Source organism: Streptomyces sp. NPDC040622 (assembly GCF_055593965.1).
Genome location: NZ_JBVIXD010000006.1, coordinates 500,293 through 521,497 on the forward strand (window position 1 = coordinate 500,293; position 21,205 = coordinate 521,497).

Below are 21,205 nucleotides of genomic sequence, written 5' to 3' on the forward strand. Positions count from 1 at the left end.
GGGGACGGCCCCGGCAGGCACGCATCGCGCGCCTGCCGGGGCCGCCGTTCGTCCGGTCCCCGGCTTCGTGTTCCGGTCACTCCCTGCGCAGCAGCACGAACCCGTGGGCGGTGTCCTCCAGGGCGTAACGGGCGCCCGGGTGCAGCTTGTTCGCGTAGGCGACCGGGTCCTTGGTCCAGCCGGACCGCACGTCCAGGGCGATGTACCGGGGAACCACCGGGTCGGCCGCGCCCACCCAGAACACCCGGGTCCGTGCGGCGAGGCGGCTGACCGGCGCGATGTCCGCCTCGACGGTGGCGCCGTCCGGCACCCGCTCCAGCATCCGCTCCACGGCGACGACCTGCTTGCTCTTCTCGTACGTCGCCGCCTCGGTGAGGCCCCCGATCGGCAGCGCGGTGGTCAGCGCGAGCGCGGCGACGGCGGCGCAGGCGGGCAGCCGGTCGGCGTACGTGCGCAGCCACGGCTTGTCGCTGCGGCGCGCGGTGTCGGCGGCGTCGGCGAGGGCGAGCAGGACGACGGGCATCAGGACGGCGCTGTAGTGCCAGTCGGTGCCCCAGTAGTGGTCGTCGGCGGACAGGAAGCGCCAGCCGAGGGTGGGCAGCGCGACCAGGAACAGCGGGGAGCGCAGCGCGAGCAGGCCGCTGGTGGGGATCAGCAGCCAGGCCAGGGTGCGCAGCTTGGTGCCGGTGCCGTCGAACACTCCGGCGGCGCCACCCCCTTCGCCGACCTTGTCCCAGTAGTCGTACCCGCCCACCGAGTTGAAGGCGGGGATGACCAGGGTGAGGGTGACGAGGGTGGCGACCGCGCCGAACGCGGCGACCCCGAGGGCGTAGGGCACGGCCTTGGGGTCCGTACGACGGAAGCGGATCGCCACGACCACGGCGAGGGCCGCGAGGGTCACGCCCAGGTCCTCCTTGACGAGGACGAGCGGCAGGCCCCAGAGCAGGGCGGCCCGCCACCGCTGCCGCAGCAGCGCCTCCAGGGAGAAGGCGATCAGCGGGACGGCGAAGCAGATCTCGTGGAAGTCGAAGTCGGCGGCGCGCTGGACGCCCCACGACAGCCCGTAGGCGACGCCGACGGCGAGCCCGGACGTCCGGCCCAGGAGCCGGGTCGCGGCGCGCGTGACGGGGATCACGGAGACGGCGAGGAGCAGGGACTGCGCGACGAGCAGGGTGAGGGGGGAGGGGAAGAGCCGGTAGGCGGGGGCGAGGAGGGCGGTGACCGGGCTGAAGTGGTCGCCGAGGATGTTCGCCCCGGGGCCCTTGAGGTCGGCGACGGGCGCCTGGAGGTGCGCGTACGCGCGTACGGCCTGCTCGAAGATCCCCAGGTCCCAGGAGATGGTCTCCAGGCGTCGCCAGCGGTTGACGGCCACCAGGGCGTACGCGGCGAACAGCCCGGCGGCGAGCAGGTGAGGGGCGCGGTCCCAGAGCCGTCTGTCCGCGCCCGTGACGGGCGCGGCGGCGGTCCGGTCCCGCGCCGGTATGAGCTCGTCGGCACGCTCCTGGGCGGGGAGGTCGGTCTTGGCTCCGGGCATGGGGTGGCTTTCTGGTGGGGAGCGGGCGGGCCGGGCTGGGGCCCGGCACCTGTGACGTACGGGGGGCGGGTTCGCGTTCCGGTCCCCGTCGGGGCCGGGGGCGGGGTCAGCCTCCTGGGGGAGACGCGGTCGGGGTCAGTGTGTCCGTCGGCGGTGGCGAGTGACGGCCGGTGGTCGGGGTGGCCGAGGCCGACGGGGAGGGGGAGGAGGGGCTGCCGGAGGGCTGGTCGGAGGAGGGGAGGCCGGTGGCCGACCGGTCGGTGAGGGGGGACGGCGGGGGCAGGGAGGCGGACTGCGTGGGGCTCGGCGGCCCCGCGGGCCCCGCGGGAGTGCCCACCTGCCCCAGCTGCGTCGCGGCGAGGGCCGCGCCGCCGGACACCAGGCAGACGGCGGCCACGGCGGCCACCGCGTACGTCCGGCGCCTGCGACCCGCCCCGCGCGCGGTGACCTGCCTGGACGGCGCGGGCGACGCGAGCCGGGAGCCGGTCGCGGCGGCCCGCTTCAGCGCGTCCGCGAGACGGTCGTCGGAGCCGTGGCCGTCGGAGCGGTGGTCGTCGGAGCGGTGGTCGTCGGCGCCGCGGCGGCCGGAGTCGTGGCCGTCGGTGCCGCAGCCGTCCTGCGGGGTCCTGTCCTCAGTCACGGTGCTCCTCCGTCACGGTGCGTCGCCGCGGTGGTCGCGTCGTCGAGATGCGGCGCGAGCGCCGCCCTGGCACGGGACAGGTGGGACTTCACGGTCCCGGCCGCGATCCCCGTCTCCGCGGCCACCTGCCGCACGGACAGGTCGCACACGTAGTGCAGGACCGCCACCCACCGCTGCCGCTCGGAGAGCTCGCGCAGGGCGGTGACCAGCGCGACCGTCCCGGGGTCCGGCGCGGGCACGGTGGCCGCGCGCTCGCCGTGGTGGCGCCGCCAGGCCTCCGCGCTGCGGCCGCGCCGGCGCCACCGGCTCACCGCGAGCCGCCGGGCCACCGTCCTGACCCACGCCTCGGGCCCGGCGCCCCGCTCCAGGCGGGAGCGGCGCGCCCAGGCCCGTACGAACGCCTCCTGGACCACGTCCTGCGCCTCGTGGAGGTCGCCCGTCATCAGATACACCTGCCCGACCAGCGATCTCACGGAGTGCGCGTAGAACGCCTCGAACTCCTCGTCGGTCAAGTGGTCTCCTGTGCGTGCGGCCGTGTGCGGCTGTGCGTGCGGCGCGTGGGGCTGTCGTGGCGAGTGTGGCGGTTGTGGTCTCCGGGGTTCCTCGCAGGCAGTACGCCTGGGACGCGCGCACGGTTTACGCGCGGGGGAAAGAATTTTCGGACAGGCGTTTTCCGGTCATTGTGCGGGAGGCCGCGCGGGGCCCCGCCGGCCGGGCCCGGGGCGACCGGGCCGCGCGGTCCGGCGCGGAGTCGTACGCTGGAGACCCCCGGCCCGTGCGACGTGCCGGGCCCTTCGCGTTGCCCACCCACTCCGGCACCCACTCCGGTTATCTGGACGGAAAGCCTTCAATGAGCCTGCACGGTCTGCTCGACGCCGTCGTCAAGGACTCGGCACTCGCCGAAGCGGCCAAGGCCGCGACCGACGGCCACCGCATGCACGTCGACCTGGTCGGCCCGCCCGCGGCCCGGCCCTTCGCGGTGGCGGCGCTGGCCAGGGAGTCCCGGCGCACCGTCCTCGCCGTGACGGCCACCGGCCGGGAGGCCGAGGACCTGGCCGCGGCGCTGCGCACGATCCTGCCGCCGGACACCGTCGCGGAGTACCCCTCGTGGGAGACGCTGCCGCACGAGCGCCTCTCGCCCCGCTCCGACACGGTCGGCCGCCGCCTCGCGGTGCTGCGCAGGCTCGCCCACCCCAGCACGGACGACCCGGAGACGGGACCGGTCTCGGTGCTCGTCGCGCCGGTCCGCTCGGTCCTCCAGCCGCAGGTCAAGGGCCTCGGCGAGCTGGAGCCCGTGGCGCTGCGCCCCGGCCGGAGCGCGGATCTGAACGAGGTCGTCGAGGCGCTGGCGGCCGCCGCGTACGCCCGCGTGGAGCTGGTCGAGAAGCGCGGCGAGTTCGCCGTGCGCGGCGGCATCCTCGACGTCTTCCCGCCCACCGAGGAACACCCGCTGCGCGTGGAGTTCTGGGGCGACGACGTCGAGGAGATCCGCTACTTCAAGGTCGCCGACCAGCGCTCCCTGGAGGTCGCCGAGCACGGCCTGTGGGCGCCGCCCTGCCGTGAGCTGCTGCTCACCGACGCGGTGCGCGAGAAGGCCGCGGCCCTCGCCGAGCGGCATCCGGAGCTGGGCGAGCTGCTCGGGAAGATCGCCGAGGGCATCGCGGTCGAGGGCATGGAGTCGCTGGCCCCCGTCCTGGTGGACGACATGGAGCTGCTGCTCGACGTCCTGCCCAAGGGCGCCATGGCGGTGGTCTGCGACCCGGAGCGGGTGCGGACGCGCGCCGCCGACCTGGTGGCGACGTCGCAGGAGTTCCTGCAGGCCAGCTGGGCGGCGACGGCGGGCGGCGGAGAGGCCCCGATCGACGTGGGCGCGGCGTCCCTGTGGGGCATCGCGGACGTCCGGCACCACGCACGCGACCTCGGCATGATGTGGTGGTCGGTCTCGCCGTTCGCCGCCGACGAGGCCCTGGGCGTCGACGCGCCGGGGGACGACAGCACCCTCAAGCTCGGCATGCACGCCCCGGAGACGTACCGCGGCGACACCGCGAAGGCGCTCGCGGACACCAAGGGCTGGCTCGCCGACGGCTGGCGCACCGTCTACGTCACCGAGGCCCACGGCCCCGCCGCCCGTACCGTCGAGGTCCTCGGCGGTGAGGGCATCGCGGCCCGCCTGGACGCGGACCTCAGCGAGCTCACGCCGTCCGTGGTGCACGTCTCCTGCGGTTCGATCGACTACGGGTTCATCGACCCGGCGTTGAAGCTCGCCGTGCTCACCGAGACGGACCTGTCCGGCCAGAAGGCGGCGGGCAAGGACGGCCAGCGCATGCCGGCCCGCCGCCGCAAGACGATCGACCCGCTGACCCTGGAGGCCGGCGACTACATCGTCCACGAGCAGCACGGCGTCGGCCGCTACATCGAGATGGTGCAGCGCACCGTGCAGGGCGCCACCCGCGAGTACCTCGTCGTGGAGTACGCCCCCGCCAAGCGCGGCCAGCCCGGCGACCGGCTCTACATCCCCACCGACCAGCTGGAGCAGATCACCAAGTACGTCGGCGGCGAGGCCCCCACCCTGCACCGCCTGGGCGGCGCCGACTGGACGAAGACGAAGGCGCGGGCGAAGAAGGCGGTCAAGGAGATCGCCGCGGACCTCATCAAGCTGTACAGCGCGCGCATGGCCGCTCCCGGGCACGCCTTCGGCTCCGACACGCCCTGGCAGCGCGAGCTGGAGGACGCCTTCCCCTACGCGGAGACGCCCGACCAGCTGACCACGATCGCCGAGGTCAAGGAGGACATGGAGAAGACGGTCCCGATGGACCGCCTGATCTGCGGCGACGTCGGCTACGGCAAGACGGAGATCGCGGTCCGCGCGGCCTTCAAGGCGGTGCAGGACGGCAAGCAGGTCGCGGTGCTCGTGCCCACGACGCTCCTGGTCCAGCAGCACTTCGGCACGTTCTCCGAGCGGTACTCCCAGTTCCCGGTCAACGTCCGCGCGCTGAGCCGCTTCCAGACCGACACCGAGTCCAAGGCGACGCTCGAAGGGCTGCGCGACGGCTCGGTCGACATCGTCATCGGCACCCACCGCCTCTTCTCCTCCGAGACCAAGTTCAAGGACCTCGGTCTGGTCATCGTCGACGAGGAGCAGCGCTTCGGCGTCGAGCACAAGGAGCAGCTGAAGAAGCTCCGCGCGAACGTCGACGTCCTGACGATGTCGGCGACCCCCATTCCCCGTACGCTCGAAATGGCCGTGACCGGCATCCGCGAGATGTCGACGATCACCACCCCGCCCGAGGAGCGCCACCCGGTGCTGACCTTCGTCGGGCCGTACGAGGAGAAGCAGATCGGCGCGGCCGTCCGCCGTGAACTCCTGCGCGAGGGCCAGGTCTTCTACATCCACAACCGTGTCGAGTCCATCGACCGGGCGGCGGCCAGGCTCCGGGACATCATCCCCGAGGCGCGCATCGCCACCGCCCACGGCCAGATGTCCGAACAGGCCCTGGAGCAGGTCGTCGTGGACTTCTGGGAGAAGAAGTTCGACGTCCTCGTCTCGACGACCATCGTCGAGTCCGGCATCGACATCTCCAACGCCAACACCCTCATCGTGGAGCGCGGCGACAACTTCGGCCTCTCCCAGCTCCACCAGCTGCGCGGCCGCGTGGGCCGAGGACGCGAGCGCGGTTACGCCTACTTCCTCTACCCGCCGGAGAAGCCGCTCACCGAGACCGCGCACGAGCGCCTCGCGACCATCGCCCAGCACACCGAGATGGGCGCGGGCATGTACGTCGCCATGAAGGACCTGGAGATCCGCGGCGCGGGCAACCTCCTCGGCGGCGAGCAGTCGGGGCACATCGCGGGCGTCGGTTTCGACCTCTACGTCCGCATGGTCGGCGAGGCGGTGGCGGACTACCGCGCCTCCCTGGAGGGTGGCGTGGAGGAGGAGCCGCCGCTGGAGGTCAAGATCGAGCTCCCGGTCGACGCGCACGTCCCGCACGACTACGCCCCCGGCGAGCGCCTGCGCCTGCAGGCCTACCGCGCCATCGCCTCCGCCACCACGGAGGAGGACATCGCCTCCGTGCGCGAGGAACTCACCGACCGTTACGGCAAGTTGCCGGAGCCGGTGGAGAACCTGCTGCTCGTGGCGGGCCTGCGGATGCTCGCCCGCGCGTGCGGTGTCGGCGAGATCGTCCTCCAGGGCGCCAACATCCGCTTCGCGCCGGTGGAGTTGAGGGAGTCGCAGGAGCTGCGCCTCAAGCGGCTCTACCCCGGCACGGTCATCAAGGCGACCGCGCACCAGGTCCTGGTGCCGCGCCCGAAGACCGCGAAGGTCGGCGGCAAGCCGTTGGTCGGGCGCGAACTGCTCGGCTGGGTCGGGGAGTTCCTGACGTCGATCCTGGGGTCGTAGGCGCGTCCCGGGGCGTTGGCCGGATTCCGGGGCGGTGGTCCCGGGGCGTGCCGGTCAGGTCGCGGGGGTGCAGGCCTCCGCGATCGACAGGCTGTTCTCGTAGAGGTGGTGCCGGGTGATCCGGCCGTCCTCCACCGTGAGGCGCAGCGCGAAGGGGCCCTCGAAGGACTTGCCGGTGGCGCGCACGGTGCCGCCGAGGTGCCCCGTCAGGACGGCGTCGGTGCCGTCGACGAGGAAGGCGTCCAGGGTGGCGCGGGAGTCCTCGGGGACGGTGTGCTCGGCGAGCTCCGCGGCCTGGGCGGCGCACTCGGCGCCGGTGGAGCGCGGGCGGATCCACGGGGCGGCGGGGTTCTCGGCGAGCAGCCAGTCGACGTCGTCGGCGAAGAGCTCCACCATCCGCGCGGTGTCCCCGGCCATGCGGGCCGTGAGGAACTCCTGCACGACGGAGCGGGTCCGGGCGGTGGTGTCGGTGGCGGAACTCGTGCTGGTCGCGGGGGTCTGGGCGGTCATGGCGCTCTCCTCGGGTGCGGATGCGGCCGGGTGCGGTCCGGCTGATGTGTCCGATCCTGCCGAGGGGAAGAGCGCCGGTCGATTACCGCGGAGGTAATGAGCCTCAGGACGGCTTCCGGCCCGTCGGCCCGCCGTCCCCCTCCACGCGGTCGTGCGCCTGCTCCCGCACCTGCTCGACCTTGCCCGCGGGCTCGTCGCCGGTCTTCTCGTCGACCTCTTCCTCCAAGGCGTTCGAGATGTCCTCGCCCCTGTCCTGGGCCTGGTCCTTGAACTTGTCGAAGATGCCCATGCGGAGAACTCCTCAAGAGGCGGGGGAGGGAGGGGACTCAACGACGACGATACGTCCGCGGTGCCCTGTTCGCCCGCCGGGGGGCGATATGGTCTGGACCACCCGGCCGTTACCGTGGGAGCCGCGAGAGTCCGCCCAGGGGAGGGGAGAGCGCCGTGCCGCTCAAAGTCGTGGGGCTGCACCGTTTTCCGGTGAAGTCGATGCTCGGTGAGGAGCACGACCGGATGGAGTTCGACGGGACCGGTCCCGTCGGCGACCGGCGGTGGGCCTTGCGGTTCGCCGACGGCAAGCTGGGCAGCGGCAAGAACCACCAGCGCTTCCGCCGCATCCCCGGACTGCTCGACCACCGTGCGGCGTACGACGCGGACGGCCTGCCCGTCATCACCGCGCCGGACGGCGAGGAACTGCGCCCCGGCGACCCCCGCGTCGCCGAACGGTTCGGCGACGGAGTCACCCTGGCCCGCCAGGGCGAGGATCCCCACAAGGACGTCTCCGCCGTCTCCGTCATCGGCACCGCCTCGCTCCGCGCGCTCGGCGACCTGCTCGGCGACGCCGACCCCGTCGACGTACGGCGGCTGCGCAAGAACATCGTCGTCGAGACCGACGAACCCTGGATCGAGGAGAGCTGGGTGGGCCGCGAGATCACCATCGGCGGCGGGGCCGAACCGCTGCGGCTGCACGTCCTCAAGCGCGTCAAGCGCTGCGTCATGGTCACCCAGGCCCAGCCCGGCCTGCCCGTGGACAACCGCATCCTCAAGACCCTCACCGCCGCCCGCGGCATGTGCATCGGGATCCACACGGACATGGTGACGCCCGCGCCGCTCGCCCTCGGCGACACGGTGACCGTCCGATGAGGCGGCGCACCGCCCCGGTCCTGCTCGCGCTGATCGCCGTCCCCGCGCTGCTCACCGGCTGCGAGACCGGCACGGGGGACGCGGGAGGCAAGGAGGAGGGCGGCGCCGCCGGGCCCGACGCCAAGGCCGGCTCCGCGCTCGCCGCCGTCGGCACACTGACCGTCAAGGGCCGTGCGCCCAAGACCGGTTACGAGCGCGGCAGGTTCGGCAGCGCCTGGGCCGACACGGACTCCAACAGCTGCCCGACCCGCGACGACATCCTCAAGCGGGACCTGAAGGACGTCCGCTACCAGGGCGGCGACTGCCGGGTGGTCTCCGGGACGCTCGCGCCCGACCCGTACACCGGCAAGGACGTGACGTTCCGGCGCGGCCGCAGCCGGGTCGACATCGACCACCTCGTGGCCCTCTCCGACGCCTGGCAGAAGGGTGCCTTCCGGTGGGAGCCGGGCAAGCGCATCGCCTTCGCCAACGACCCGCTCAACCTCCTCGCGGTCGACGCGGGCCCCAACCGGGGCAAGGGCGACGGCGACACCGCGACCTGGCTGCCGCCGAACAAGGCCTACCGCTGCACGTACGTGGCCGGGCAGGTCGCGGTGAAGAAGAAGTACGGGGTGTGGGTGACCGGCGCCGAACGGGACGCCATGAAGAAGGTGCTGACCACCTGCCCCGAGGAGAAGCTGCCGGCCGGCGACGCCCCGACCGCCGCACCGGGGCGCTTCCACGCACGCTGACGCGCCGGCCGGGCGCGCCGCTCGTGCGCGGCATGCGCGACGCTCTGACGGAGGGGAACCTTCCGCCGGGCGCCGCGTGACCAGTACGACAACGGTTCGGTACAACCCTGGACCGGTGGTCAGGGTCGGCCTATACGCTCGAACCAGCATCCGCTCGTCCGCCCCTTTTTCAGGTCTTCAGGTCTTTTCAGGTCTTTCAGGCAGCCCGGGTCCCTCGGCTGTCCCGGGTTCCTCAGGCATCAGGAGCAGCCATGCACGGCCACGGCTATGCGCCGCAGCATCCGTCGCCCCCCTCCGGGGGCACGTACGTGACGCTGCGCGTGGTGTTCGTGGCGCTCGCGGTGCTGACGTGCGGTCTGCTCGCGTGGGCGCCGATGCTGCGGCTCGGGTACGTGACCCGCAAGGCCCACGACTGGGCGCTCTTCGGCCTGGTGACGGCGCTGGACGTGACGGCGCTCGTGCTGATCGGTCTCGACCCGGGCGAGGAGGACTTCCAGGGCCCGGGCAACGCGGCCATGATCATCATGCTCTCGACGATGCTGGCCGCCGTCGCCTACTACCTGTTCGCGGACATCCGGCACGTCGGCCGCCACCAGCCGCCCCCACACGCGCAGTTCACCGGCTACGCGCCGCACCAGCCCCAGCCCGGGTACGGCTACCCGCAGCAGCCCTCGCCCGGCCCGGTCCACCTCCAGCCGACCCAGTTCGGCGCTGCCCCGGGGGCCCCGACCCCGCCGCCCCCCTCGGCGCACACCCCGCCGCCGCCCGCGCGGCCCGCACCCGACCGCATCCACCAGGTCCGTGCCGAGCTCGACGAGCTCAGTGACTATCTGCGCAAGCAGGAAGGCGGCAGCTGACCGTGACCCCGATGACTCCGCCGTCGCCGGGGGCCGGGGCGGGGGCGGAGACCGGGGCGACGGCGGGCGGCCGTGTCGGCCGCGTGGTCGCGGGGCGCTACGCACTCTCCACGCTGATCGGCCAGGGCGGCATGGGCCAGGTGTGGACCGCGTACGACCAGCGCCTGGACCGCCGCGTCGCCGTGAAGCTGCTCCGCCCCGACCGGGTCGCGGGCGCCGAGGCCGAGGAGTTGCGCCGCCGCTTCGCGCGCGAGTGCCGCGTGACCGCGCAGGTCGACCACCCCGGCCTGGTCACCGTGCACGACGCGGGCAGCGAGGGCGAGGACCTCTACCTCGTCATGCAGTACGTCGACGGCGCGGACCTCGGCGACCACCTCGCCGAGCACGACCCCTACCCCTGGCAGTGGGCCGTCGCCGTCGCCGCCCAGCTCTGCGCCGTGCTCTCCGCGGTGCACGCCGTGCCCATCGTCCACCGCGACCTCAAGCCGCGGAACGTCATGGTCAAGCAGGACGGCACGGTCTCCATCCTCGACCTCGGCATCGCCTCGGTCATGGACACCGACACCACCCGCCTCACCCACACCGGATCACCGATCGGCAGCCCCGCCTACATGGCCCCCGAGCAGGCCATGGGCGGCGCCGTCGGCCCGTACACCGACCTGTACGCGCTCGGGGTGCTGCTGCACGAACTCCTCAGCGGCGACGTGCCGTTCTCCGGGTCCACCGCGCTCGGCGTCCTCCACCGCCACCTGTACGAGCCGCCGCTGCCGGTCCGCAGGCTGCGCCCCGAGGTGCCCGAGGCCCTGGAGTCCCTCGTCCTGCGCCTGCTCGCCAAGGACCCCCAGCACCGGTACGCCAGCGCCCAGGAGGTCTACGAGGACCTGGCGCCGATGCTGCCCGCCCGCGGCACACCCTCCGGCCACCCGCTCGACCCGACCCGCCCCTTCCTGCGCCCGCACGCCCCGTGGCCGGACCGCGCGGCGACGCCCGCGCCCGCCCCCGACATGCCCGCGCAGCCGCCCGGCACGCCGCCCCGCCAGGACCTCGCCCAGGCCGTCGAGGACGTCAAGCGGCTCCTCGGCGAGGGCCGCATCACCCAGGCCGTGGACATCCTCGGCGCGATCCTGCCGGCCGCCGCCGCCCGGCACGGCGAGCACTCACCCGTCGTGCGCACCCTGCGCAAGCAGTACGCGGCCACGCTCATGGACGACGGCCAGTACCGCCGCGCCCTGCCCGAGCTGCGGCGCCTGGCCGACGAACGCGCCGCCGAGTCCGGCCGGGCCGACCCGCACTCGCTCCAGTTCCGCTACGAGGCGGCGCAGTGCCTGGAGCAGCTCGGCGAGCCGGCCGCGGCCCTCGCCGAGTACCGCGTGCTCCTCCCGTACTACGAGAACCAGTACGCGACACAGGACCGTCACCAGTCGCTGGAGATCCGCCGCCGCATCGGCCATCTGCTGCTCGCCCTCGGCGACCGGCCCGCCGCGCACGACACCCTGGCGCGGCTGCTGCACGACGCCGAGATGCTGCACGGGCCCGGTCATCCGTTCCCCGCCGAGGTCCGGCGCACCCTGCAATGGCTCGGACAAGTGCGCGGCTAGCGCCCGAACGGTGGGGTGGAGGGTGCCTCAACTCCCGGGAAATCGTTGGTCGAATAGGTGTCGAATGGCTGGCCGAGACGACGGCCACTGCCTAACATCGATCACCGGTGGCGGCGCTCGCGCGCCACAGCGATTTGCACGATCTCCACGGGAGGCTTTCTTGCACCGCCGTCGTCGCACAGCGCTCATCCTCTCCACGGCCGCGATCGCCGCGACCCCCCTCCTGGCCGCCTGCGGCAGCGGGGCGCACCCAGGCGCCGCGGCCGTCGTCGGCGGCGACCGCATCACGGTCGCCCAGCTGGAGAGCCGGGTGAACGAGGTGCGCGACGCGCAGCGGGCCGCCGTCCCCGACGACACGCAGTACTCGCAGGCGATCGCCAAGTCCGGCGGCCTCACCCGCAGCACGCTGCACACGATGGTCCTCGACAAGGTCCTGCACCGCGCGGCCACCGACGCCGGAGTGAGCGTCACGCGCCGCGACATCCAGACCATGCGGGCCGGTCTCGAGCAGCAGGCGGGCGGCAAGAAGGCCCTGGAGCAGGGCTGGCTGCAGCAGTACAGCGTCGCCCCCGACCGGCTCGAGGACAGCCTGCGCACCGAGATCGAGGCGCAGAAGCTCGCCCAGAAGCTGAACGCGGACATGAACGCCCCCGAGGGCCAGGCCGTCTTCTGGAAGGCCCTGTCGGCCGCGTCCAAGAAGCTCGACATCGACCTGAACCCGCGCTATGGCACGTGGGACGTCGAGAAGAACAAGCGCGCGGACGCCAAGACGCCGTGGGTGCGCGAGGTCACCGACGCCGGGGCGCCCCAGCAAAAGCAGCCGGCGTAGTCGTCAGGGTGCGTGCACCCCGCGGCGTACAGCCCCGGGGTGCAGGGAAAGGGGACAGGGTGCTGTCGGTGGACTGGGTTACGTTCGACGGGTGAACGAGACCGAGACCACGCCGCCGGCCGACGCCTCCCCCGCGCCCGTCGGCCGCGTCATCCTGCTGACCACCAGCCACCGCGTCGCGCCGGGCCTCCTGTCCTGGCCCGCCTGGCAGGCGCTGCGGGACGCCGACGCGGTGCTGTGCGCCGACCCCGCCCACCCCCAGCTGCCGTACCTGAGCGAGGCGGGTGTGCGGGTCGAGCGGGCGGCCCCCACCGCGCAGGAGCTGGTGGACGCCTGCGCGGGCGGCCGCACGGTCCTGGTCGTCGCCACCGCCGAGGGCGACCGCGCCCTCACGGACGGCCTGGCCCGGCTCGCGGGCTCGGGCCGCGTCGCCATGCCGGACCTGGAACTCCTGCCCGCCTCCTACGACCTGCCGGGCGCCCGCCTGCTCGACCTGGTCCAGGTCATGGACCGGATCCGCGCCGAGTGCCCCTGGTCCGCGCGCCAGACCCACGAGGGCCTCGCGAAGTACGCGATCGAGGAGGCGTACGAGCTGGTCGAGGCGATCGAGGAGGGCGACAGGGAAGAGCTGCGCGAGGAGCTCGGCGACGTCCTGCTCCAGGTCGTCTTCCACGCGCGGATCGGCGAGGAGGGCGGCCCCGACGAGGACGACGAGCCCTTCTCCGTCGACGACGTCGCGGGCGGCATCGTCGACAAGCTCATCCACCGCCACCCGCATGTCTTCGGCGACGAGTCCGCGCAGACCCCCGAGGAGGTCAAGGCGCACTGGCTCCGCACGAAGGCGCAGGAGAAGCAGCGCACGTCCGTCACGGAGGGCATCCCGCTCGGCCAGCCGGGACTGGCCCTCGTGTCGAAGCTGGCGTCCCGCGCGCGGACGGCGGGACTCGCCGTGCCGGTGCCGACGGGCGAGGGCGTGGGCTACGAACTGCTCGCGCTGGCCCTGCGGGCGGAGGCGGAGGGCGTGGACCCGGAGGCGGCGCTGCGGGCCGCAGCGCGGGCCTACCGGGACGCGGTGCGGGGGGCCGAGGGCGCCTGAACTTAGTACGGTTGCCGCTCGAGGCGGTTCGACGGGCGTGGGGGCTTGCGTGGCAACGGAGTTGGAGGAGCTGGCGACCGAAGCGGCCGGGGTTCTCGTGGCGGCGATGGCGTCCCCGCCCGAACGCTGGCACCCGGTCCGGGCATTCTTCGCCGGGTTCTTCCGGGAGTGGGGCGAGGGGGTGGTCACCGAGGCCGACCTCGACGGCGAGCAGTGGGAAGCCGGCCTGGGGCGCACCGACCCGGCCGAGCGGGTACGGACGTGGTCCGAGCTGCTGAGCGAATGCCTCCGCAGCGGCGGCGGGCCACGGGAGAACCGCCTCCGCGCCTTCCTCGCGGGCGGCGGGGCCGACACGGCCGAGGAGAGCGGTGAGTTCGCCATCGACTACACGCCCCCTGCCTGGTACACGCAGAACCAGACCGGCTCCGAGGGCCCACCGGACGCCGCCCAGCCGCCCGCCGTCTTCCCTCCGTCCGTCCCCCGCACGGAGAACACGGTCTCCGGCGGCACCGTCGCCCACGCCGTCATGGCCGGCTCCATCGGCTCCGTCACGATCAACGCCCCCGCGGAGCGGGGCGCCCCGACGGACGGCTGGCCCCGCGCCGGGCAGCTGCGCCGCCTCGCCTTCGGCGTGCGTCCCGCCCGCCGGTTCGCCGGTGAGCCGGGTCTGCCGCCCTACGTCGCCAGGGACTGCGACGACGAACTGTCCGTCCTGCTGCGGCAGGCGGCCCACCACGGCGGACTCGTCATCGTCACCGGGGAGCCGATGTCGGGGAAGACGTCCACGGCGTGGGCGGCGCTGCGCGCCAGCGTGCCGGACGACGCGCGGGTCTTCCTCGCGCGCGGGGGAGCGGACCTGCACGGCCTCCCCGACCTGCTGCGCGGCCGAGACACCGCGGTCCCGCACGTGGTGTGGCTCGACGACCTGGACGGCCACCTCGCCGGGCACGACACCCCCGGCGTCCTCGCCCAGCTCACCCAGGACCGCGTCCCCGTCCTCGCGACGATGCGGGACGAGGCGTACGACCGGCACCGCTTCGGGCACCATCCCGCGGCCCGCGTCCTGAGCGTCGCCCGGACCGTCGAGGTCGCCGCCGAGTGGAGCGGGGCGGAGCTGGCGCGGCTCGCGGCGGCCGACGACCCGCGCTTCGCGGACGCGCTGCGCTGGCGCGGCGACCGGCCGGTCACCGAGTTCCTGGCCCTGGGGCCCGAGTTGTGGGACGAGTGGCGCAGGGCGCGGCGCCCCTCCGCGCAGCCGCTGGGGCACGTGCTGGTGCGGGCGGCCGTGGACCTGGCGCGCTGCGGGATCGAACAGGACATCCCCGCAGACCGGCTCGCGGACATGCTGGGCACCTACGACGTGGCGTGGGACACCGGGCACGAGTCCGCCGCCGACCGTGCGGTCGACTGGGCCGCCGCGCGCCGGCACGGCGTGGCGGGACTGCTCGTGCCCGGCCGTGCCGAGCACACCTGGCGGGCCTACGGCTCCCTCGTCGCGGACGCCGAGCGCTCGCCGGAGACCCCGCCGGTGCCGCTCGACATCTGGATGCAGGCGTTCGACGTGGCGGACGACTCCTCGGGCTCCCTCGAAGCGATGGAGGCCGCGGCCCGCCGGACCCTGGTCCCGCGCGCCGGGCGGGGCGACGCCGACGCCATGGCGGTGCTCGGCATGTTCGCCCTGATCGCCGGGGACGAGGCGGGCGCGGAGACGTGGTGGCGCAGGGGCGCGGACGCGGGGAGCGCGGGCGCCGCCGCCTTCCTGGGCGAGACCCTCGCCGACCGGGGCGATGACGTGGAGGCGATCCGCCGCCTGGAGCACGCCCTGGAAGGCGGCCGGCGCGAGGTGGCGCTCACCCTCGGCCGCCTCCACCAGAAACGCGCCGTCCACTACCTCCGGCTGGCCGAGAGCGAGGGCAACACCGGCGCGACGCACCTCCTCAAGGGCCCCCTCGCGCCGCCCGGGTGAGGGCCGCCCCTCTCCTCGTACCGCCCCGGAAGCGGGTGCGCACGCGGTCGCGCGGCCGGATACGGTCGGTGCCATGCACGAGCAGCCGCCCGCCGCGTCCGCCCCCGCGGGCGACCCGGAGACCCCGCCCGAGGCCCAGGGGCCCGAACTCTTCACCTGGGAGTTCGCCACCGACCCCTACCCGGCGTACGCCTGGCTGCGCGAGAACTCGCCCGTGCACCGCACCACGCTGCCGAGCGGGGTGGACGCGTGGCTGGTCACGCGGTACGCGGATGCCCGGGAGGCCCTCGCCGACCAGCGGCTCAGCAAGAACCCGGCGCACCACGACGAGCCCGCGCACGCCAAGGGCAAGACGGGCATCCCGGGCGAGCGCAGCGCGAACCTGATGACGCATCTGCTCAACATCGACCCGCCGGACCACACCCGGCTGCGGCGGCTCGTCTCGAAGGCGTTCACGCCGCGCCGCGTGGCCGAGTTCGCACCCCGGGTGCAGGAGCTGACGGACCAGCTCATCGACCGGTTCGAGGCGCGGGGCAGCGCCGACCTCATCCACGAGTTCGCCTTCCCGCTCCCCATCTACGCCATCTGCGACCTGCTCGGGGTGCCCCGCGAGGACCAGGACGACTTCCGCGACTGGGCGGGCATGATGATCCGGCACGGGGGCGGGCCGCGCGGCGGTGTCGCCCGGTCGGTGAAGAAGATGCGGAACTACCTCGCCGAGCTGATCCACCGCAAGCGCGAGGACCTGGGCGACGACCTGATCTCCGGCCTGATCCGGGCCTCGGACCACGGCGAGCACCTCACCGAGAACGAAGCCGCGGCGATGTGTTTCGTGCTGCTCTTCGCCGGTTTCGAGACGACCGTGAACCTGATCGGCAACGGCATCTACGCCCTGCTTCGCCACCCCAACCAGCGTGCCCGCCTGCAGGAGTCCCTCGCCGCGGGGGACACCGCCCTCCTGGAGACGGGCATCGAGGAACTGCTCCGCTACGACGGTCCGGTCGAGCTCGCCACCTGGCGCTTCGCGACCGAGCCGCTGACCATCGGCGGGCAGGACATCGCGGACGGCGACCCCGTCCTCGTCGTGCTCGCCGCCGCCGACCGCGACCCCGAGCGGTTCGAGAGCCCCGACACGCTCGACCTCTCCCGCAGGGACAATCCGCACCTCGGGTACGGGCACGGCATCCACTACTGCCTGGGCGCCCCGCTGGCCCGCCTGGAGGGCAGGACCGCGCTCGCGACGCTGCTGCGCCGCCTTCCCGACCTGCAACTGGCGGTGGAACCGGACGATTTGCGGTGGCGTGGCGGGCTGATCATGCGCGGACTGCGCACCCTGCCCGTGGAGTTCACGACCGCACAGGAAAAGGCGCCGGAGGACGTCCTGACTGACGGCTCGTCAGGACTGTGACTTTCACGTGATCTCCGCTGCATCGACTTGTGACAAGCGTTCGACTGCGGCTACGTTCACGACGACTTGGGCGCCCCCGGCGCCCCGGTAGTCGCAGCAGTCTCCCGAAAGGCAACCGCATGCTCTCCGGCAATGGTCGTCACCGACGCCCCCGCCAAGCCCCGGCCATCATCGTCGCGGCAGGAGTCACCGGATCCGCCATCGCCATCCCGCTGCTCGGCGCCACCAGCGCCAGCGCCGCCGACACGGCGACGTGGGACAAGCTCGCCGAGTGCGAGAGCGGCGGCGCGTGGAGCGCCAACCCCGGCAACGGGTACTACGGGGGGCTCCAGCTCTCCCAGGAGACGTGGGAGGGCTACGGCGGCCTCGCCTACGCGCCGAGCGCCGACGAGGCCTCCAAGTCCCAGCAGATCGCCGTCGCCGAGAAGGTCCTCGACGACCGGGGCACCCAGGCGTGGCCGAGCTGCGCCCCGATCGCCGGGCTCACCGACGGCGGCGCGGCGGCCGACGTGGACCCGGGCGGTCCCGTGACGCCGGAGCCCACCGGCCCGTCCGGCGACGCGGCGGACTCCAAGGGGGCCGACGGCAAGGGCTCGAAGGGCTCCGGGGACGCCGAGGACTCGGCGGACTCCGGGAAGGCGGACGAGCCCTCCGGTGACGCGGGCGACGCCTCCCGAGACAAGAATCACGACCGGTCCGGCACGTCCGACGAGGCTGGCGGGTCCGACAGATCGGCTGAAAAGGGCGACAAGGGCAACAAGGCCGACAAGGACCACGCGGCCGACGAGGGTGACGGCGACAAGTCCGGGGAGAAGGGCACCACTTCGCCCGCGCCCGACGACCCGACCGCTCCCGCCGACGACGCTGAGGCCGACGGCACGGCCGGGGGTGCCGCCGGCTCCGCGGGGCGTCACCGCGGCGGCAGCGCGGACGAGGCCGAGGGCGCGGACAGCCGTTCCGGACGGCACGCCTCGCGCGGCGAGGAGCGCTCCGGCGGGGCGGCCGACGGGACGTACACGGTGCGCTCCGGGGACAACCTCTCGGTCATCGCGGACGACCTCGACGTCGACGGCGGATGGCACGAGCTGTACAGCGAGAACAAGAAGACCGTCGGGGGCGACCCGGACCTCATCCTCCCCGGTCAGAGCCTCGATCTGGGCGAAAAGTAACGGAAGTTGACGAAGAGTCGGCGGGGGACTTCGTGCTAAATGTCTGATTTGGCGCGAGTGAGAGATGGGTCTCAGAAGCCCTGATCGTCTTTGAAATTCCGTGGAGCGCGTGTCTACGGTCGTGACCGCTCGCCACTGGTGGGCCCCGCCGGTCGGTACGCCGAATCCTGCCAACGGCCGGACGGGAACAGTCGTCGCTTCGAGCGCCGTAGGCAGGAGCGGGGGACCCAAGGTTTGTGCCGGGTCCGTCCGTTGAGCGGCCACCAGCCGAGAGGCAGGGAGGCCGGGAGACGGACGGGAACGGCTAGGGGTGAAGTCGCACTCAAGGAAGTGCGGCCGGGCAACCACATCGGCCCGAACCCGACAGCTCACCTCGCAGGCGTCGGTGAGGGGATCAACGCATGCTGTTTTCCAGCAAGGGCAAGCACCGTCGTCCGTCCAAGACCACCCGTGTCGTCACGCTCGCCGGTGTCACCGGTGCGGCCGTGGCCGCCCCGCTGATGGCGGCCGGCTCCGCCTCCGCCGCCACCGCCTCCGAGTGGGACGCCGTCGCCCAGTGCGAGTCCGGCGGCAACTGGTCCATCAACACCGGCAACGGTTTCCAGGGCGGCCTGCAGTTCTCGCCGTCCACCTGGGCCGGTTACGGCGGCACGAAGTACGCGCCCAGCGCCGACAAGGCCACCAAGGCCCAGCAGATCGAGATCGGCGAGAAGGTCCTCGCGGGCCAGGGCAAGGGTGCCTGGCCGAGCTGTGGCGTCGGCCTCTCGGGCGCCTCGCCCAGCAGCGGTGGCGCGCAGGAGCAGGCTCCCAAGCAGGAGACCAAGCCCCAGCCGCAGCAGACGCAGCAGCAGGCCCAGCCGCAGCAGCAGCAGCAGGCGCAGCCGGCCCCGAAGCCGCAGCCGCAGACCGAGTCGAAGAAGACCGTCGAGACCCCGACCGGCAAGACGGTCAAGAAGGGCGACGGCGAGTACAAGGTCAAGACGGGCGACACCCTGTCCAAGATCGCCGACGCGAAGAACGTCAAGGGCGGCTGGCACAAGGTCTACAAGCTCAACGGCGACATCATCGACAACGCCGACATGATCTACCCGGGCCAGCAGCTGCACCTCAGCTGAGCCGGCCCCCGAAGCGGTACCCGGCCGTGCCTCGGCGGACGCACGGCCGCCCCCGTCCCCACGGGCTCCCCGCCCCGGTGCGCGTATCCCCCGTACGCACCGGGGCGGGGCCATGTCCGCACCCGGAGCCGCGGGGGCGCCGCGGCCGTGTTCGCCCCTAGCGAGCTACCGACCAGTAGAAACACGGGCTTCCGTCCCGTTTCCCAGGTATTTGGGCCTTCGCGCGTCCCACGGGACGGGCGGTCGGCTGGCCGAAGCCCCGGAGCCGGTTAGGCTCAGGAGGCGCAGGGCCGAAGCGGCCCGTGTAAATGAGTCACATCCCAGAAGGAGATGCTCGTGCCGTCCATCGACGTCGTCGTAGCCCGGGAAATCCTGGACTCCCGAGGCAACCCCACGGTCGAGGTCGAGGTCGGCCTCGACGACGGCAGCACCGGTCGTGCCGCCGTTCCGTCCGGAGCCTCCACCGGTGCCTTCGAGGCCATCGAGCTCCGTGACGGTGACCCCAACCGTTACCAGGGCAAGGGTGTCGAGAAGGCCGTCCTCGCCGTCATCGAGCAGATCGGCCCGGAGCTCGTCGGCTACGACGCCACCGAGCAGCGCCTGATCGACCAGGCCATGTTCGACCTGGACGCCACCGACAACAAGGGCTCGCTCGGCGCCAACGCCATCCTCGGCGTCTCGCTCGCCGTCGCGCACGCCGCCTCCGAGGCCAGCGACCTGCCGCTGTTCCGCTACCTCGGCGGCCCGAACGCGCACCTGCTGCCCGTCCCGATGATGAACATCCTGAACGGCGGGTCGCACGCCGACTCGAACGTCGACATCCAGGAGTTCATGATCGCGCCGATCGGCGCCGAGTCCTTCTCCGAGGCCCTGCGCTGGGGCACCGAGGTCTACCACACCCTCAAGAAGGTCCTGAAGGACAAGGGCCTCTCCACGGGTCTCGGCGACGAGGGCGGCTTCGCCCCCAACCTGGACTCCAACCGCGCCGCGCTCGACCTCATCCTCGAGGCCGTCAAGCAGGCCGGCTACGTCCCCGGTGAGCAGATCGCCCTCGCCCTCGACGTCGCCGCGTCCGAGTTCTACAAGGACGGCAAGTACCAGTTCGAGGGCAAGGAGCGCTCTGCCGCCGAGATGACGGAGTACTACGAGGAGCTCGTCGCCTCGTACCCGCTCGTCTCCATCGAGGACCCGCTGTTCGAGGACGACTGGGCCGGCTGGAACGTCATCACCGAGAAGCTCGGCGACAAGGTGCAGCTGGTCGGCGACGACCTGTTCGTCACCAACCCGGAGCGCCTGGCCCGCGGCATCGAGGAGAACTCGGCCAACGCCCTGCTCGTCAAGGTCAACCAGATCGGTTCGCTGACCGAGACCCTGGACGCCGTCGAGATGGCCCAGCGCAACGGCTTCAAGTGCATGATGTCCCACCGCTCCGGCGAGACCGAGGACGTCACCATCGCCGACCTGGCCGTCGCCACCAACTGCGGCCAGATCAAGACCGGCGCCCCGGCCCGCTCCGAGCGCGTCGCCAAGTACAACCAGCTCCTGCGCATCGAGGAGATCCTCGACGACGCGGCCGTCTACGCCGGACGCAGCGCCTTCCCGCGCTTCAAGGGCTGATCCAGCGCGAAGCCCGGTCGTAACGCCGGGTTACCTACGTCCCCGCACACGGTCCCGTACCGTGTGCGGGGACGTAGGCACGTTCACAGGCAGCTCTGGGGAGGCGGAACCATGGCCAAGGCCGGGACCAAGGACCGGTTCTCCACCGCGACCCGCCTGCGGCTGCTCGGCGAGCAGACCGCCGAGCGGGTCTACCGCTCCCAGACCAAGCGCCAGGCGCGCCGCTCCCGGCTCACCGGCCGCGCCGCCCTGCTCGCGCTCGTGCTCTGCTCCCTCGTCGTGGCGCTCGCGTACCCGATGAGGCAGTACGTGTCGCAGCGCGCCGAGATCGACGACCTGCGCCGGCAGAAGGCCGAGCACCGGGCCGACGTCGAGGAGCTGCGCGACGAGAAGGCCCGCTGGCAGGACGACGCGTACGCGGAGCAGCGCATCCGGGACCGCCTGCACTACGTGATGCCCGGCGAGACCGGCTTCACGGTGATCGACCCCGCCGCGGCGAAGAGCCGCCGCGCGGACCAGGGGGCGGCGACGCGCCCCTGGTACTCGAACGTCTGGGACGGCGTCGACAAGGCCGACCGCCCCGACGACTGACC

18 protein-coding genes and 1 riboswitch are annotated in these 21,205 nt (G+C 73.1%); of the genes, 13 read left to right on the forward strand and 5 right to left on the reverse strand.

Annotated elements, in window-relative coordinates:
• Window positions 1-76 precede the first annotated feature (76 nt).
• The 3 genes from ACZ592_RS19965 to ACZ592_RS19975 all read right to left on the reverse strand — a co-directional run bounded on the left by ACZ592_RS19965 (window position 77) and on the right by ACZ592_RS19975 (window position 2,686).
• Entirely contained in the window at window positions 77-1,534 is a 1,458-nt protein-coding gene (locus ACZ592_RS19965; RefSeq protein ID WP_471582888.1) for a DUF2079 domain-containing protein, read from the reverse strand.
• Between the two features lie 106 nt (window positions 1,535-1,640).
• The gene (locus ACZ592_RS19970; protein ID WP_471582889.1) at window positions 1,641-2,174 is read right to left on the reverse strand and encodes a hypothetical protein; all 534 of its coding nucleotides are present in this window, start codon (window positions 2,172-2,174) and stop codon (window positions 1,641-1,643) included.
• On the reverse strand, window positions 2,171-2,686 hold the full coding sequence (locus tag ACZ592_RS19975) for a SigE family RNA polymerase sigma factor (RefSeq protein ID WP_471582890.1): 516 nt from the start codon (window positions 2,684-2,686) through the stop codon (window positions 2,171-2,173). Before ACZ592_RS19975 ends, ACZ592_RS19970 begins: the two co-directional genes overlap by 4 nt.
• A 338-nt stretch (window positions 2,687-3,024) precedes the next feature.
• On the opposite strand from ACZ592_RS19975, the gene mfd reads away from it, so the two are divergent.
• On the forward strand, window positions 3,025-6,573 hold the full coding sequence (gene mfd, locus ACZ592_RS19980; RefSeq protein WP_471582891.1) for a transcription-repair coupling factor: 3,549 nt from the start codon (window positions 3,025-3,027) through the stop codon (window positions 6,571-6,573).
• A gap of 54 nt (window positions 6,574-6,627) precedes the next feature.
• Here the strand turns inward: mfd and ACZ592_RS19985 are convergent, their stop codons facing one another.
• Window positions 6,628-7,083 carry a nuclear transport factor 2 family protein gene (locus tag ACZ592_RS19985; RefSeq protein ID WP_471582892.1) on the reverse strand — a complete coding sequence of 152 codons (456 nt, stop codon included), beginning with the start codon at window positions 7,081-7,083 and terminating at the stop codon, window positions 6,628-6,630.
• A gap of 103 nt (window positions 7,084-7,186) precedes the next feature.
• Window positions 7,187-7,372: a hypothetical protein gene (locus ACZ592_RS19990; RefSeq protein ID WP_471582893.1), complete on the reverse strand. Its 186-nt coding sequence runs from the start codon at window positions 7,370-7,372 to the stop codon at window positions 7,187-7,189.
• 155 nt (window positions 7,373-7,527) lie between these two features.
• Here ACZ592_RS19990 and ACZ592_RS19995 point away from each other — a divergent pair, with 155 nt between their 5' ends.
• The 12 genes from ACZ592_RS19995 to ACZ592_RS20050 all read left to right on the forward strand — a co-directional run bounded on the left by ACZ592_RS19995 (window position 7,528) and on the right by ACZ592_RS20050 (window position 21,203).
• The gene (locus ACZ592_RS19995) at window positions 7,528-8,226 is read left to right on the forward strand and encodes an MOSC domain-containing protein (protein WP_471582894.1); all 699 of its coding nucleotides are present in this window, start codon (window positions 7,528-7,530) and stop codon (window positions 8,224-8,226) included.
• Window positions 8,223-8,957: an HNH endonuclease family protein gene (locus ACZ592_RS20000; RefSeq protein WP_471582895.1), complete on the forward strand. Its 735-nt coding sequence runs from the start codon at window positions 8,223-8,225 to the stop codon at window positions 8,955-8,957. Before ACZ592_RS19995 ends, ACZ592_RS20000 begins: the two co-directional genes overlap by 4 nt.
• A 251-nt stretch (window positions 8,958-9,208) precedes the next feature.
• Entirely contained in the window at window positions 9,209-9,814 is a 606-nt protein-coding gene (locus tag ACZ592_RS20005) for a hypothetical protein (protein ID WP_471582896.1), read from the forward strand.
• An 83-nt stretch (window positions 9,815-9,897) separates the two neighbouring features.
• Window positions 9,898-11,412 (forward strand): serine/threonine-protein kinase, encoded by a 1,515-nt coding sequence (locus ACZ592_RS20010; protein ID WP_471583016.1) that lies wholly within the window; start codon window positions 9,898-9,900, stop codon window positions 11,410-11,412.
• Window positions 11,413-11,572: 160 nt separating this feature from the next.
• The gene (locus ACZ592_RS20015; protein WP_471582897.1) at window positions 11,573-12,241 is read left to right on the forward strand and encodes a SurA N-terminal domain-containing protein; all 669 of its coding nucleotides are present in this window, start codon (window positions 11,573-11,575) and stop codon (window positions 12,239-12,241) included.
• Between the two features lie 91 nt (window positions 12,242-12,332).
• Entirely contained in the window at window positions 12,333-13,337 is a 1,005-nt protein-coding gene (locus ACZ592_RS20020) for a nucleoside triphosphate pyrophosphohydrolase (RefSeq protein ID WP_471582898.1), read from the forward strand.
• Between the two features lie 49 nt (window positions 13,338-13,386).
• Window positions 13,387-15,303, forward strand: a complete 1,917-nt coding sequence (locus ACZ592_RS20025; protein WP_471582899.1) for an SCO5717 family growth-regulating ATPase — start codon at window positions 13,387-13,389, stop codon at window positions 15,301-15,303.
• Between the two features lie 73 nt (window positions 15,304-15,376).
• Window positions 15,377-16,711, forward strand: coding sequence for a cytochrome P450 family protein (locus ACZ592_RS20030; protein ID WP_471582900.1), 1,335 nt, complete (start codon window positions 15,377-15,379; stop codon window positions 16,709-16,711).
• A gap of 119 nt (window positions 16,712-16,830) precedes the next feature.
• Window positions 16,831-17,880: a transglycosylase family protein gene (locus ACZ592_RS20035; RefSeq protein WP_471582901.1), complete on the forward strand. Its 1,050-nt coding sequence runs from the start codon at window positions 16,831-16,833 to the stop codon at window positions 17,878-17,880.
• A 194-nt stretch (window positions 17,881-18,074) separates the two neighbouring features.
• Window positions 18,075-18,277, forward strand: a riboswitch (cyclic di-AMP (ydaO/yuaA leader).
• Window positions 18,278-18,281: 4 nt separating this feature from the next.
• On the forward strand, window positions 18,282-18,995 hold the full coding sequence (locus ACZ592_RS20040) for a transglycosylase family protein (protein ID WP_471582902.1): 714 nt from the start codon (window positions 18,282-18,284) through the stop codon (window positions 18,993-18,995).
• A 330-nt stretch (window positions 18,996-19,325) separates the two neighbouring features.
• On the forward strand, window positions 19,326-20,612 hold the full coding sequence (gene eno / locus ACZ592_RS20045) for a phosphopyruvate hydratase (protein WP_471582903.1): 1,287 nt from the start codon (window positions 19,326-19,328) through the stop codon (window positions 20,610-20,612).
• A 111-nt stretch (window positions 20,613-20,723) separates the two neighbouring features.
• On the forward strand, window positions 20,724-21,203 hold the full coding sequence (locus ACZ592_RS20050; RefSeq protein ID WP_471582904.1) for an FtsB family cell division protein: 480 nt from the start codon (window positions 20,724-20,726) through the stop codon (window positions 21,201-21,203).
• Window positions 21,204-21,205: the final 2 nt, after the last annotated feature.

Coding starts and splice junctions, on each gene's coding strand:
- ACZ592_RS19965 (WP_471582888.1), bottom strand. CDS start 1,534: ATGCCCGGAGCCAAGACCGACCTCCCCGCCCAGGAGCGTGCCGACGAG.
- mfd (WP_471582891.1), top strand. CDS start 3,025: ATGAGCCTGCACGGTCTGCTCGACGCCGTCGTCAAGGACTCGGCACTC.
- ACZ592_RS19985 (WP_471582892.1), bottom strand. CDS start 7,083: ATGACCGCCCAGACCCCCGCGACCAGCACGAGTTCCGCCACCGACACC.
- ACZ592_RS19990 (WP_471582893.1), bottom strand. CDS start 7,372: ATGGGCATCTTCGACAAGTTCAAGGACCAGGCCCAGGACAGGGGCGAG.
- ACZ592_RS20000 (WP_471582895.1), top strand. CDS start 8,223: ATGAGGCGGCGCACCGCCCCGGTCCTGCTCGCGCTGATCGCCGTCCCC.
- ACZ592_RS20005 (WP_471582896.1), top strand. CDS start 9,209: ATGCACGGCCACGGCTATGCGCCGCAGCATCCGTCGCCCCCCTCCGGG.
- ACZ592_RS20030 (WP_471582900.1), top strand. CDS start 15,377: ATGCACGAGCAGCCGCCCGCCGCGTCCGCCCCCGCGGGCGACCCGGAG.
- ACZ592_RS20035 (WP_471582901.1), top strand. CDS start 16,831: ATGCTCTCCGGCAATGGTCGTCACCGACGCCCCCGCCAAGCCCCGGCC.
- ACZ592_RS20040 (WP_471582902.1), top strand. CDS start 18,282: ATGCTGTTTTCCAGCAAGGGCAAGCACCGTCGTCCGTCCAAGACCACC.
- eno (WP_471582903.1), top strand. CDS start 19,326: ATGCTCGTGCCGTCCATCGACGTCGTCGTAGCCCGGGAAATCCTGGAC.
- ACZ592_RS20050 (WP_471582904.1), top strand. CDS start 20,724: ATGGCCAAGGCCGGGACCAAGGACCGGTTCTCCACCGCGACCCGCCTG.